A 12,968-nucleotide genomic window follows, 5' to 3' on the forward strand; every position below is an offset into this window, starting at 1 on the left:
CGGCTGAGTTATCAGCCTCGACGTAAAGGGTCACCTCGGCATCGCCCCCGAGGCGGTCCGCGAGGTGGTGCAGACCGACCAGCGTCAGCGTTGCGCCCAACCCGCGGCCTTGGGCGTTCGGATCGACGCCGACGACGTACACCTCGCCCAGTGACGCGCCGTGCACCTTGGTCCAGTGGAATCCCAGCAGTGCGCCGGTCGTCTCGCCGACGGCCAGGAAAAGTCCCTCGGGGTCGAACCACGGCTCGCCGCGTCGCTCGACGAGGTCGGCCTCGGTCCAGCCGCCCTGCTCGGGGTGCAAGGAGAAGGCGGCGTTGTTGACCCGTAGCAACTCCGCGTCGTCGTCCGGCCCGGCATAGGTGCGCAGCACCACGCCGTCGGCGACCTTCACCGGCGGGAGGTCACGGAGCGGGCGCCGCATCTGCAGAAGCTCACGGGCTGCGACGAGGTCGAGGGCGGCGGCCGTGGCCCTCGCCGGCGCGAGGTTGCCGTGTGCCCAGACGCGGGCGCCGTCGCCCCCTTCGGCGAGGCCGGTGCGGATCAGCGCCGACCCGATGCCCCTCCTGCGGGCCTCGGGGTGGACGACTACCTCGGCCATCGCAGGTGCGTCCTCCGCAGCGGGCACCAGATTCAGATAGCCGACAAGGACGCCGTCGACTGCCGCGACGAGGTGCCCGGTGCGGTCGTGCGGCAATTCGCGGAGCACCTGGTCCCCGACGGGTGCGGTCCCGTCCGCCGCGGCCGCCGCGCCCACGACGTCCTTGATGCGGTGCTGCTCTTCGTCGGAAAGATTTGTCCGCCAGGCAATTACACTCACTGGGTGCGCAGCGGGTCGCCCAGGCCCTCGGTGAAGCCTGCCGGGTCCTGGCTGTAGGCGTCCGCGTCGTCGAAGTCGTCGCCCGGGTCGGTATCGGGCACGGGCGGGCGGCCGCGCGCGGGTCGTACGGCCTTGTAACCGACGTTGCGGACGGTGCCGATCAGCGACTCGTACTCGGGGCCGAGCTTGGCGCGGAGGCGTCGCACGTGTACGTCGACGGTGCGGGTGCCGCCGAAGAAGTCGTAACCCCACACCTCTTGTAGTAGCTGCGCTCGGGTGAACACCCGGCCAGCGTGCTGCGCCAGATACTTGAGCAGCTCGAATTCCTTGTACGTGAGGTCGAGCGGGCGACCACGAAGCCGGGCAGTGTAGGTGCCCTCGTCGATCACGAGCTCGCCGAGGTTCACCTTCCCCGCACTCTCCTGATCGGCGGCACCGCCACGACGCCCAACCAGCAATCGCAGCCTGGCGTCGATCTCGGCAGGTCCCGTACTGGGCAGCATGATCTCGTCGAGACCCCACTCGACGTTCACGGCGACTAGGCCGCCTTCGTTCACGACGGCGACGACGGGGACCGACGTCCCGGTGGTGCCCAGCAGCCGGCACAGTCCGCGGGCCGCGGCAAGATCGGTTCGGGCGTCGACGATCGCCACGTCCGCGCTGCCCGCCTCCAGAAGCGAGGACACCTCGGTCGGCGCCGCACGGACGCTGTGCGCCAGAAGCGCCAACGACGGCAGGACCGACTCGGGGTGCGGGTCGACGGTCAGTAGCAAAAGATCCAACGGGTCCTCCAGCGCATTTCGGGAAGATCACCCGACGTCGGTGTCCGGGCAATCTCCCAGATTCATGGCGGACACGCCGCCGTTACCGGCCGACGCTGGCATAACGATAGCGTGCAACCTGCTAATTAGCCGCGCTGAGCATCCCGGCGGCATCCTCGTGGGCCAGAATGTCCGGGTGCGCAAGCTGCTGATCGGACTCGTCGCGACGGTGACGACCCTGGCCGTCGGAATCCTCGGCGCCGACTTCGGCGCAGCCATCTACGCCGAATTCCGCTGGGCGCGCAGCGTGCGTGCGGCCAACGACCTGCCCTTCGACCCCTGGGTGGGCATTCTCGGGTTTCCGTTCATCACCCAGGCGACGGGTCACCGCTTCAAGGAAGTGGAGATCCGGGCGGGTGGCGTGGACCACCCCATCGTGGGGAAGGTCTCACTGGAGGCGACGCTGCACAACGTGGGCCTGACCGAGACGTCGTGGCTCGTCACCCCCGATTCCAGACTGCCGGTCGGCAAGCTGGAGAGCCGCATCATCGTCGACTCGACGCACGTCGGCCGCTTCATTGGCGTGAAGGATCTGCTCGTCGAAGCGCCACCCAAGGAGACCAACGACGCCACCGGAGGGACGACGGAGTCGGGGATCTCCGAGAGTCGCGGGCTGGTGTTCACGGGCACGCCCACCGCGGCGGGTTTCGACGAGCGGGTCAGCGTGTCGGTGGACCTGTCGACACCCGAGGATGACTACACCACGCTCGTCTTCACCGCCACCGACGTCCTCACCGGCGCGGGAACGGCGGACCAGTCGGTGCCGGACGACAAGAGGGCCGCCGTCCTCGCGGCGTTCGGCACGAAGATGCCGGGGATGAAGCTGCCGTTCGGGATCGCGCCCACCACCGAGGGCGCGCGTGGCTCCGACATCATCATCGAAGGCATCGCCCCGGGAGTAAACATCGCCCTCGACGGGTTCAGACAGTCATGAGCTCTTCACTTCCGGTCGTCATCGGTGTCGTGGTGGCCGCGCTGGCGGTGGCGTTCGTCATCGGACGCGTGCTCACCAGACGCGAGGGCGTGCTCCGCAGCACCGAGGGGGTCTCGTTCGGCGGCGAGGTCCCCGAACTCGGCCTGCCAGCGGGTAGGCCCGCGATCGTGCACTTCAGCGCGGGCTGGTGCGGGCCCTGCGCAGGGGTGCGACCGGTGGTCGACGATGTGTGCGCCGAGCTGCCCGCGGTCACGCACGTCGAGATCGACATGGACGCCAATCCGTCCGCCGCGCGGCAGCTTTCAGTGATGTCGCTGCCCACCACGTTCATCTTCGACGGTGACGGCCGACAGCGGTACCGCAGCTTGGGCGTGCCCAAGGCCGCTGACCTGCGGTCGGCTCTCGAACCGCTATTGGCCTGACGACCATGTCATTGGGTAGGCTGTCGGGCGTGTCCACCCGCCTCGAGCTCAGGCTGACCAAGCGCCGCGCAGTCGATCTGTGCCGCGTTGCAGGTTGTTGCTGTTGTTGTTGTAGCTGCTGAGCAGCTTCGCGTACCTCGCGTCGCCCTCGGAGCAGCCGTTCTGGCATGCCCACGCCCAGTTTCGTGACAACAGCAGGAGAGCTTCGTGCCGAACCGGACCACCGGACCAGACCAGGTCGACGTGCGGGGACCGCGCTTCACCGCATGGGTCGCCACCGCGGTCATCGTCATCGCCCTCGTCGCGTCGGCGTACAGCACCGCGGCCACCGCCATCGTGCTCGGATTGCAGGCAGTCGTGTTCGCGATCGGAGCGGTCGGCGGCCCGCGCAGACATCCCTACGGCCGCGTGTTTGCCAGGTTCGTCGCGCCACGGCTCGGCCCGGTGACTGAGCGGGAGCCGGTTCCGCCGCACAGGTTCGCCCAGCTGGTCGGGTTGGTGTTCGCCGCCGTCGGAGCCATCGGTTTCGCCACGGGCTTGGCCACGGTCGGCCTCGTTCTCACCGCGTTCGCCTTGGTCGCGGCCTTCCTCAACGCTGCCTTCGGCATCTGCCTCGGCTGCCAGCTCTACCCGCTCGTCGCACGTTTCCGCAAGACACCCGTCCCGGCCTAAACACCGAAAACCGAAGCAATCGAAGGGATTTCATCCATGGCACGCTCCGACGTCCTGGTCGCCGCCGACTGGGCCGAGAGCAATCTCGACGCGGCAGGCGTCGTCTTCGTCGAGGTCGACGAGGACGCCAGCGCGTACGACGGTGGTCACATCGCCGGCGCAGTCAAGCTGGACTGGCGCGATGACCTGCAGGACCCCGTCAAGCGCGACTTCGTCGACCAGCAGCAGTTCTCCAAGCTGCTGTCCGACAAGGGCATCGCCAACGACGACACCGTCGTCCTCTACGGCGGGAACAACAACTGGTTCGCGGCGTACGCGTACTGGTACTTCAAGCTGTACGGACACCAGGACGTCAAGCTGCTCGATGGAGGCCGCAAGAAGTGGGAGCTCGACGGCCGTCCGCTGACCGCCGACGCGGTGAACCGCCCGGCGACGTCCTACGAGGCCGCCGCACCCAACACGGCGATCCGCGCCTTCCGCGACGAGGTGATCGACGCCATCGGCACCAAGAACCTGGTCGACGTGCGCTCCCCCGACGAGTTCTCGGGCAAGATCCTCGCGCCTGCGCATCTGCCCCAGGAGCAGAGCCAGCGGGCGGGCCACATTCCCAGTGCCATCAACGTGCCGTGGAGCAAGGCGGCCAACGAGGACGGCACCTTCAAGTCCGACGCCGACCTCGAGAAGCTATACGCCGAGGCAGGCCTGGACGGCTCCAAGGAGACCATCGCCTACTGCCGGATCGGTGAGCGTTCGTCGCACACCTGGTTCGTGCTGCAGGAACTCCTCGGCCACACCAATGTCAAGAACTACGACGGCAGTTGGACTGAATACGGCTCCCTGGTGGGTGCCCCGATCGAGTTGGGAAGTTGATATGTGCTCTGCACCGAAGCAAGGACTGACGTTGCCCTCCAGCGTCGACCCCGAGAAGGAGACGGTCATCACCGGCCGTGTCGTCGATGGCTCCGGCCAGACCGTCGGCGGGGCGTTCGTGCGCCTGCTCGACGCCTCCGACGAGTTCACCGCCGAGGTCGTCGCATCGGCGACCGGTGACTTCCGGTTCTTCGCCGCCCCCGGCACGTGGACGCTGCGCGCCCTGTCGCCGGCGGGCAACGGGGACGCCAGCGTCGCGCCGTCGGGCGCGGGCATCCACGAAGTCGACGTCAAGGTCGCCTAGGTTCCCTCCGAGGAGCGGTGCCCCGGCGAATCGGGGCACCGTTGACGAACTAGACTCGACGGCGTGGTGCTCTTCTTCGAGATCCTGCTGATCGTGGCGGTCGTCGTCATCACCTGGTTCGCCCTGTATGCGGTGTACCGGTTGATCACCGACGAGTTGTGACGGCTGACCAGAACCCCGAAGTCCCGAATGAGGCATCGGGTTCAGTGGGTTCGCCCGTTCCCGGCTCTGCAGACCGTGCGGTAGCGGCTGCCATCGAGCGCGCGAAGGTCACGGCCGCGCGGAACCTCCCGTCATTCGACGATCTGCCGGTCCCGGCCGACACCGCCAACCTCCGCGAAGGCGTCAGCCTCAACGACGCCCTGCTGGCCTTGCTGCCGCTCGTCGGGGTGTGGCGCGGTGAGGGCACGGGTCGCAGCGCAAATGGCGACTACCCGTTCGGTCAGCAGATCGTCGTCTCCCACGACGGGGGCGAATACCTCAACTGGGAAGCGCGCTCCTGGCTGCTCTCCGAATCCGGCGAACACCAAGGCCCGTCGCTTCGCGAGTCCGGGTTCTGGCGATTCGTGAACGACCCCGACGATCCCGCGGAGTCCCAAGCCATCGAGCTGCTCCTGGCCCACTCCTCCGGATACGTCGAACTGTTCTACGGTCACCCACGGAACCAGTCGTCGTGGGAGTTGGCGACCGATGCACTCGCCCGCAGCAAGTCGGGGGTGCTCGTCGGTGGCGCGAAGCGACTGTACGGAATCATCGAGGGCGGCGACCTCGCGTACGTCGAGGAGAGGGTCGACGCCGACGGCGGGCTCATCCCCCATCTGTCCGCACGCCTGTCGCGACACGTCGGCTAGTCACGCCCTGGGTCCAGACATGGAGCGACCCCCGAGCCTGTGGTTCCTGGTTGGACGGACCGAGGGGCTCGGGGGCCGGGTGACTGCTGGGAATTCGCCAGCGCACGCTGGTAAACACCCGGTGCTGCTAGCGGGCAGCCACCTCACTTGTCCATGAGTCAATCAAATTCTCGGACCACCTCCTCTCACGTGTAAGAGCGAAGGTACTCCCGAATACAAGGACCGACAACCGATTTTTCGGCGACGGTTCAGCGGTCCCGCGCGACGGCGTCGTCGACGAGTGCGGTCACCTCGACAGCCGCGTTCGCCATGGGTAGTCGCTGTCCGTCCAGCGTGTGGACCCGCGCGGCCAGCGTCACACTGGACAAGAGCCAAACACCCTGTGCGGCAGACAGATCTTCGACTCTCAGTGGCCGTTCTTCGCAGGACGTGCCGCGGGCGCGGGCAACGTCGAACAGCGCCTGCACCGTGGTGCCGGGAAGGATCGGCATGGTCGTCGGCGGGGTGGCCAATGAACCGTTCTCGTCGGCGATCACCACGCTCGACCGAGGCCCCTCCAGAACGAATCCGTCGGCGCTCACCAAAACCACGTCACCGTTGCCGAGACGGTCGGCGTGACGCAGCGCAGCGGCGTTGACGGCGTACGACAGCGACTTGGCCCCCGTCACCGACCATGACGTGGTCGTCGGGCCGCCCGCCGTCAGTCCGCGATCCAGCGTGATCGCAGACACCCCGTCGCGCCGCGACGCCAGTACCCGGTCGGGAAGCTCGGACACGGCGACGAACCCCGTCGCTCCACCATCCCGATTGCGTCCGAGCACCATCCTCAGCACCGCCTCACTGCCCTCGGCCCACCGGGCCGAGGCGGCGAGCGTCGCAACCCGCCACCGATCCAGATCGGGCCTCGGCAGTCCGACGATCGCGGCGGAGCGCCCCAGTCGCTCGAGGTGCGCTTCGAGCAGGCAAGCCCGACCGTCGCGGACCAACAGGGTCTCGAACACGCCGTCACCGCGGAGGAACATCGGGTCGTCGACGTGCCCGACGGGATGGTCCGCCGTCACGACCTCGCCGACGAGCGTGACGACGATCTCGCTGCGGGCCGCCATGGGGCATGAGGGTAATGGCGCCTGCCCTCCGTACGCTGGAGGGATGTCCGCAATCCCCGCGCCCGAGTCCGGTCCCGACGCCGGTGCCACGTGGCACTACGGCGACCCGTTCGGAGAACAACGCGCGGCCGAGACCGGCGTCGTGGTGGTGGACCGCTCGCACCGGGCGACGATTCGACTCACGGGCGACGAGCGCCGGAAGTGGCTGCACACGATCACCACCCAGCACGTAAGCGAACTTCCCGATGGCGCCGTCGTGGAGAACCTGAGCCTCGACGCGCAGGGCCGTGTCGAAGATCATTGGCTGCAGACGCAGCTCCACGGCGTCACGTTCATCGACACCGAGCCGTGGCGCGGTGAGCCGCTGCTGGCCTTCCTGCGCAAGATGATCTTCTGGGCCGACGTCGTCGCCGACCCCGCGGAGCTGGCGGTGTTGTCGCTGCTGGGACCGCAGGTGGGCGATCCGGCCGTTCTCGAGGCCATCGGCATCCCGGCGCTGCCCGAGGTGGCATCCGCCTCTCCGCTGGCAGACGGCGGATTCGTGCGCACACTTCGCGCGGGCGAGGTTGATCTGGTGGTTCCGCGCGATGCCGTCGCCGCTTGGCGGGACCGGCTGATCGCTGCCGGAGTCCGGCCGGCAGGCGTCTGGGCGTACGAAGCACACCGTGCGGCGACGCTGCGGCCCCGGCTCGGCGTGGACACCGACGAGCGGACCATTCCTCACGAGGTCGGGTGGATCGGCGGGCCGGGTGACGGCGCGGTTCACCTCGACAAGGGCTGTTATCGCGGCCAGGAAACCGTCGCGCGCGTCCAGAACCTGGGCAAGCCGCCGCGGATGCTGGTCCTTCTGCATCTGGACGGTTCCGCGGATCGGCCGGTGACGGGCGACCCGGTTCTGGCTGGTGGACGCTCGATCGGACGGCTCGGCACCGTCGTCGACCACGTCGATCTCGGTCCGATCGCCGTCGCGCTGCTCAAGCGTGGCGTGCCCGCCGACACCGAGTTGACCACCGGTGGCGAAACGCCGGTGAACGCCTTGATCGACCCGGATTCGCTGCCCGCGGCCGCCGCGGTGGGCGCCGGGCGACTCGCCGTGGAACGTCTGCGGAGCAACCAGCGTTGAACCGTGGGTCGCCGCGCTCGCCGCGGGGACGGGCCTGCCAGCATGAGACCGCTAGGCACGGTAAAGTGTTGACAGGACGATAAACACACTCAGATCGGAGCCGCCTGCTAATCGGGCCGCTCCGTTATTGCGCGAGGGGGTCCCCATGGGCCGCGGCCGGGCGAAGGCGAAGCAGACGAAGGTTGCTCGTGACCTTAAGTACAGCTCGCCACAAACCGATTTTCAACGGTTACAGCAGGAACTGGGTGGTGCCGGTTCCCCCGAGCCGGCGGACACTCTCAACGGCGACGGGCCGGTAGACGACCGGTGGGTCGACGACGACGACTGGCGACGCTGAGCGGTAACTCCACCCCGGGCTGACGACCCGCGATCAGAACCTCGGGTGCTGCCCGACCAGCTGAGCGCGGGACTTCCCCTTGCCCGCCTTGTGTACGGTGCCGAGGGTCCAGCAGGCGAGGTGACGGGCGGTCAGGATCGCCAGGGCACGGTCGGTGTCCTCCGGCGCGACGATGGCGACCATGCCGACACCCATGTTGAATGTCTTGTCCATCTCCGCACGTTCGATGCGCCCTCGCTGCGCGATCATCGCGAACACCGGTGCCGGCGTCCAGGTACCGCGGTCCAGTTCGGCACTCAGCCCGTTGGGGATGACGCGCTCGAGATTCCCGGCCAGCCCGCCGCCCGTGACGTGGCAGAACGTCCGCACCTGGGTTTCGGCGGCCAGCGCGAGGCAGTCCTTGGCGTAGATGCGGGTCGGCTCGAGAAGCTCTTCGCCCAGCGTGCGTCCGAACTCCTCGACGTGTCCGGCCAGGTTGCCGCGGTCGATCTCCAAGAGCACCCTGCGGGCCAGTGAGTATCCGTTGGAGTGCAGTCCGGACGACGCCATCGCGATGATCACGTCGCCCGGCTTGACCCGATCAGGTCCGAGAACGTCGTCTGCCTCGACCACGCCGACCCCGGTCGCGGAGATGTCGTAGTGATCGGGAGACATCAGACCAGGGTGTTCGGCGGTCTCGCCGCCGAGCAGTGCGCACCCCGCGATGACGCAACCGTCGGCGATACCCGAGACGATCTCGGCGACACGCTCCGGCACGGTACGGCCGACCGCGATGTAGTCCTGGAGGAACAGTGGCTCGGCCCCGCACACGACGAGGTCGTCGACGACCATCGCAACGAGGTCCAGACCGACCGTGTCGTGCTTGTCCATCGCCTGGGCGATCGCGAGCTTCGTGCCGACGCCGTCGGTGGACGAAGCAAGCAACGGTTCGCGGTATCCGCCCCGCAGCGCGAACAGCCCGGCGAATCCACCAAGGCCTCCCCGTACCTCCGGTCGAGTCGCCTTCTTGGCAAGCGGTTTGATCAGTTCGACCGCACGGTCACCCGCCTCGATGTCCACCCCGGCAGATGCGTAGGAGGCGCCGGTGTCGCCGGTCCTCTGATCCTCGCTCATCGCGCCCAAGGGTACCTGTCGCGGTCAGGCTCGTGACACGCTGACTCATCATGAGCGACGTTCGCTGGCTGGCGCCCGCCTCAATGGCGGTCATTCTGGTGTCCTTGGGTTCGGCGGCGGCCGCGTCGGCCACCCCGGGCATCGACCTCGGGGCGGAAACCCTGTCCCAGGCCACCGTCGACGGGCACGACTACGTCACCAAGCAGATCACCATCGCACCGGGCGGCAGTACCGGGTGGCACTGGCACCCTGGTCGGGTGTTCGGCGTGATCCGGAAGGGCACGCTGACCCACAACGTCGAGGACTGCTCGGTCGACGGCATCTATCCGCCCGGCTCACCGATCACCGAGGGAAGCGGTCCGGACGACGTTCACCTCGGGCGGAACCTCGGCTCGGACCCCGTCGTGATGTGGGTGGTCTACATCGATGCGGCAGGCGATCCCCTGTCCGTCGACGTGCCGAATCCCGGCTGTCCGTTTGAGTAGGCCGTCGGCCGGACATCTGTACCTAGACTTGTTCCGATACCTTGGGAAGCAAGAAGCGATGGACGGAGGCCTGGGTGTCGGACGTTGAGTCTCGCCGTTCACTGGTGACGGGAGCGACCGGGTACATCGGCGGGCACCTTGCCGCGCTGCTGGTGGACCGCGGTCAGACCGTGCGGGCGTTGGCGCGCAAGCCGGACAAACTGCGCGATGCGCCCTGGCGCGACAAGGCCGAGGTGGTGCGCGGCGACCTGAGCGATCCCGATTCGCTGGTGGCGGCGTTCGACGGCGTGGACGTGATCTACTACCTCGTCCACTCGATGGGCACGTCCTCCGACTTCGTCCGCGAGGAGGAGCGCTCGGCACGCAACGTCGCCGCGGCCGCCGAGAAGGCCGGGGTGCGTCGCATCGTCTACCTGTCGGGGCTGCACCCGGAGGGCGAACTATCTCGACACCTGAAATCTCGCAACACCGTCGGCGAGATCTTGATGGCGTCGAGCGTCGAGACGGTGGTGCTGCAGGCGGGCATCGTGGTCGGCTCCGGTTCGGCATCGTTCGAGATGATCCGTCACCTCACCGACCGGCTCCCGGTGATGACCACGCCGAAGTGGGTGCGCAACAAGATCCAGCCGATCTCCATCGACGACGTGCTGCACTACCTGGTCGAGGCCGCCGACGCGCCGCTGGAGAAGTCACGCACGTTCGACGTCGGTGGTCCGGACGTGCTCGAGTACGCCGACGCGATGCAGATCTACGCAGAGGAAGCTGGGCTGCGCAGGCGGGTCATCGTGGCGCTGCCGTTGCTGACGCCGAGCATCGCCAGCTGGTGGGTGGGGTTGGTGACGCCGATCCCGTCCGGCCTGGCGCGGCCGCTGGTCGAGTCGCTCGAGCATGACGCGGTGATGTCCGAGCACGACATCGACGCCGTCATCCCGCCACCGGCGGGTGGACTGACGGGATACCGGGAATCGGTGGTCAAGGCCTTGGAGCAGGACGGGACGACGGGCAAGGGTCGTCGTCACCTGATCCGCTTCAGTTCGGCTGCGCCGCAGTAGCCTTCAGGGGCGGCGCAGGGCTGAGGCGTTGTCGTTTTCGGTCTGCATACCCGTGCGCGCCGCGTTGGCCAGCATGTGCTCGATGACGTTCTTGCCAAGTGCGGACTCGCTGGGCAGCTCGATGGGGTACTCCCCGTCGAAACAGGCCGAGCACAGGCGTGACGCGGGCTGCTCGGTGGCGGCGATCATGCCGTGGTGCGAGATGTAGCTGAGGCTGTCGGCGCCGATGGCGCGGCGCACCGCGTCCAGCATCTCGGTCTCGTTGGCTCCCGCATTCGACGCGTTGGCGATGAGCTCGGCCGGGGTGGCGAAGTCGATGCCGTAGAAACACGGCCACTTGACCGGCGGCGAGGCGATGCGGACGTGCACCTCGACGGCTCCCGCTTCGCGCAACATCCGAATCAGCGCGCGTTGGGTGTTGCCGCGGACGATCGAGTCGTCGACGACGATGAGGCGCTTGCCGCGGATGACTTCCTTGAGGGGGTTGAGTTTCAGCCGGATGCCGAGCTGGCGGATGGTCTGCGACGGCTGGATGAACGTGCGGCCGACGTAGGCGTTCTTCATCAGTCCCTGGCCGTAGGGGATGCCGGACTCCTGGGCATAGCCGACGGCGGCCGGGATGCCGGATTCGGGCACGCCGATCACTAGGTCGGCTTCGACGGGACTCTCACGGGCGAGGCGTTTGCCGATGTCGACCCGTGTGCCGTGCACGGACCGACCGGCGATCGTGCTGTCCGGCCGGGCCAGGTAGACGTACTCGAAGACGCAGCCCTTGGGCGTCGGGTTGGCGAACCGGGTGGAGCGCACGCCGTCGGCGTCGATGGCGAGCAGTTCACCTGGTTCGATGTCGCGCACGAACGAGGCACCGACGATGTCGAGTGCGGCGGTCTCCGAGGCGACCACCCACCCCCGGTCGAGCCGGCCCAGCGAAAGTGGCCGCACGCCATGGGGATCGCGGGCGGCGTAGAGGGTGTTCTCGTCCATGAACGTCAGGCAGAACGCACCGCGAACGGTCGGCAGCAGCTCGAGTGCAGCCTGTTCCAGCGTGGCGTCCGCGGCGCCGTGCGCGAGCAGCGCGCCGAGGATGTCGGAGTCCGTCGTCGCCGAGGGGGCGCCCCGCATGCCGGTCAGGCGGGCTTCCCGGGCACGGGCTGCGAGTTCGGTGGTGTTGACCAGGTTTCCGTTGTGGCCCAACGCGACACCGGTACCCGCGGCGGTGTTGCGAAACACCGGCTGGGCGTTCTCCCACGTGGTCGAACCCGTGGTGGAGTAGCGGCAGTGACCGATGGCGACGTGGCCCTCCATCGCGGCGAGCGTCTGCTCGTCGAACACCTGGCTGACCAGACCGAGATCCTTGAACACCAGCACCTGGGAGCCGTCGGCGACGGCGATGCCCGCCGCCTCCTGGCCCCTGTGCTGCAGGGCATACAGGCCGTAGTACGTGAGCTTCGCCACGTCCTCGCCAGGAGCCCAGACGCCAAAGACGCCACATTCTTCTTTGGGTTCGTCTTCCGTCTGCTCGATCTGCTCGGCGGTCACGATCAGTCTGCTCCCTGGGGGCTGTGGGTGACGTTGCTCAGTCTACGGTCAACATCGCTCGAAGGTGGAATCGAAGTGAGGTGTCGGCGAATCCTTCAACGCGCGAAGACGACCGTTCATTTCGGCAGTTCGACGATGGGCAGCCAGTCGGCGACCTCGCCGGCGCGGGATCCCGAGGACTGCAGTGCCCCGTTCGCGGCGGCGTCGGCCATCGTGAGTAGCCCGGTGGCCAGTCGAAGCCAGGTGCGCGGGTCGGTCTCGACCACGTTGGGCGGGTTTCCGCGGGTGTGGGCCAGGCCCGAGATGCACTGCACCGCAACGAACGGAGGAACCCTGACCTCGACGCTCGCCCCCGGCGCCGATGCGGCCAGAGTCCTGGCCGTCAGGCGCACGGCTTCGGCAAGCGCAGTTCGCGCCGGCGTCGCGACGGTGTCGTCGCGGATCCAGTCCGCGACCGCCGATACGGCCGCGCGGGTCTTCGTCGGATCCGCTGTACGCCGGGCGGCCATACCCTAGTCTCCC

General features: G+C 68.0%; 17 protein-coding genes. 11 read left to right on the forward strand and 6 right to left on the reverse strand.

The genetic code is table 11. The features are described 5' to 3' along the window. Together mshD and VET27_RS21380 are read right to left on the reverse strand one after the other, a co-directional pair. A partial coding sequence (gene mshD, locus VET27_RS21375) for a mycothiol synthase (RefSeq protein ID WP_526521618.1) occupies positions 1–817 on the reverse strand: 817 nt, incomplete at its 3' end. Further along, positions 814–1,599: a winged helix-turn-helix transcriptional regulator gene (locus VET27_RS21380; protein WP_526521619.1), complete on the reverse strand. Its 786-nt coding sequence runs from the start codon at positions 1,597–1,599 to the stop codon at positions 814–816. The genes mshD and VET27_RS21380, both read right to left, overlap by 4 nt. 157 nt (positions 1,600–1,756) lie before the next feature. On the opposite strand from VET27_RS21380, the gene lmeA reads away from it, so the two are divergent. The 7 genes from lmeA to VET27_RS21415 all read left to right on the forward strand — a co-directional run bounded on the left by lmeA (position 1,757) and on the right by VET27_RS21415 (position 5,691). Then, positions 1,757–2,572 carry a mannan chain length control protein LmeA gene (lmeA, locus tag VET27_RS21385; protein ID WP_526521620.1) on the forward strand — a complete coding sequence of 272 codons (816 nt, stop codon included), beginning with the start codon at positions 1,757–1,759 and terminating at the stop codon, positions 2,570–2,572. Continuing rightward, on the forward strand, positions 2,569–2,994 hold the full coding sequence (locus tag VET27_RS21390; RefSeq protein WP_526521621.1) for a thioredoxin family protein: 426 nt from the start codon (positions 2,569–2,571) through the stop codon (positions 2,992–2,994). Before lmeA ends, VET27_RS21390 begins: the two co-directional genes overlap by 4 nt. A gap of 5 nt (positions 2,995–2,999) precedes the next feature. Continuing rightward, positions 3,000–3,116 carry an Ms5788A family Cys-rich leader peptide gene (locus tag VET27_RS21395; protein ID WP_526521622.1) on the forward strand — a complete coding sequence of 39 codons (117 nt, stop codon included), beginning with the start codon at positions 3,000–3,002 and terminating at the stop codon, positions 3,114–3,116. Positions 3,117–3,201: 85 nt separating this feature from the next. Continuing rightward, entirely contained in the window at positions 3,202–3,666 is a 465-nt protein-coding gene (locus VET27_RS21400) for a DUF4395 family protein (RefSeq protein ID WP_526521623.1), read from the forward strand. Between the two features lie 36 nt (positions 3,667–3,702). Continuing rightward, positions 3,703–4,536 carry a sulfurtransferase gene (locus VET27_RS21405; protein ID WP_526521624.1) on the forward strand — a complete coding sequence of 278 codons (834 nt, stop codon included), beginning with the start codon at positions 3,703–3,705 and terminating at the stop codon, positions 4,534–4,536. 1 nt (position 4,537) lies between these two features. After that, positions 4,538–4,840 (forward strand): DUF1416 domain-containing protein, encoded by a 303-nt coding sequence (locus VET27_RS21410; RefSeq protein ID WP_526521625.1) that lies wholly within the window; start codon positions 4,538–4,540, stop codon positions 4,838–4,840. A gap of 206 nt (positions 4,841–5,046) precedes the next feature. Continuing rightward, on the forward strand, positions 5,047–5,691 hold the full coding sequence (locus tag VET27_RS21415) for a nitrobindin family protein (RefSeq protein WP_526521681.1): 645 nt from the start codon (positions 5,047–5,049) through the stop codon (positions 5,689–5,691). A gap of 248 nt (positions 5,692–5,939) precedes the next feature. Here VET27_RS21415 and VET27_RS21420 read toward each other — a convergent pair whose 3' ends face one another. Further along, positions 5,940–6,779 (reverse strand): aminodeoxychorismate lyase, encoded by an 840-nt coding sequence (locus VET27_RS21420; protein WP_526521682.1) that lies wholly within the window; start codon positions 6,777–6,779, stop codon positions 5,940–5,942. A 61-nt stretch (positions 6,780–6,840) separates the two neighbouring features. On the opposite strand from VET27_RS21420, the gene ygfZ reads away from it, so the two are divergent. Both ygfZ and VET27_RS21430 read left to right on the forward strand, forming a co-directional pair. After that, the gene (gene ygfZ, locus VET27_RS21425) at positions 6,841–7,920 is read left to right on the forward strand and encodes a CAF17-like 4Fe-4S cluster assembly/insertion protein YgfZ (protein WP_526521626.1); all 1,080 of its coding nucleotides are present in this window, start codon (positions 6,841–6,843) and stop codon (positions 7,918–7,920) included. A 145-nt stretch (positions 7,921–8,065) separates the two neighbouring features. After that, on the forward strand, positions 8,066–8,257 hold the full coding sequence (locus tag VET27_RS21430) for a DUF3073 family protein (protein WP_526521627.1): 192 nt from the start codon (positions 8,066–8,068) through the stop codon (positions 8,255–8,257). A 33-nt stretch (positions 8,258–8,290) separates the two neighbouring features. Here VET27_RS21430 and purM read toward each other — a convergent pair whose 3' ends face one another. Continuing rightward, positions 8,291–9,370: a phosphoribosylformylglycinamidine cyclo-ligase gene (purM, locus tag VET27_RS21435; protein WP_526521628.1), complete on the reverse strand. Its 1,080-nt coding sequence runs from the start codon at positions 9,368–9,370 to the stop codon at positions 8,291–8,293. 50 nt (positions 9,371–9,420) lie between these two features. On the opposite strand from purM, the gene VET27_RS21440 reads away from it, so the two are divergent. Both VET27_RS21440 and VET27_RS21445 read left to right on the forward strand, forming a co-directional pair. Then, positions 9,421–9,855 (forward strand): cupin domain-containing protein, encoded by a 435-nt coding sequence (locus tag VET27_RS21440; RefSeq protein WP_526521629.1) that lies wholly within the window; start codon positions 9,421–9,423, stop codon positions 9,853–9,855. A gap of 74 nt (positions 9,856–9,929) precedes the next feature. Then, positions 9,930–10,907: an NAD(P)H-binding protein gene (locus VET27_RS21445; protein ID WP_526521630.1), complete on the forward strand. Its 978-nt coding sequence runs from the start codon at positions 9,930–9,932 to the stop codon at positions 10,905–10,907. 3 nt (positions 10,908–10,910) lie between these two features. Here the strand turns inward: VET27_RS21445 and purF are convergent, their stop codons facing one another. Both purF and VET27_RS21455 read right to left on the reverse strand, forming a co-directional pair. Next, positions 10,911–12,446, reverse strand: coding sequence for an amidophosphoribosyltransferase (gene purF, locus VET27_RS21450; RefSeq protein ID WP_526521631.1), 1,536 nt, complete (start codon positions 12,444–12,446; stop codon positions 10,911–10,913). Positions 12,447–12,562: 116 nt separating this feature from the next. Further along, positions 12,563–12,955, reverse strand: a complete 393-nt coding sequence (locus VET27_RS21455; protein WP_526521632.1) for a sterol carrier family protein — start codon at positions 12,953–12,955, stop codon at positions 12,563–12,565. Between the last annotated feature and the right edge of the window lie 13 nt (positions 12,956–12,968).

This window comes from Mycobacterium sp. (assembly GCF_035633495.1).
Lineage (GTDB): Bacteria > Actinomycetota > Actinomycetes > Mycobacteriales > Mycobacteriaceae > Mycobacterium.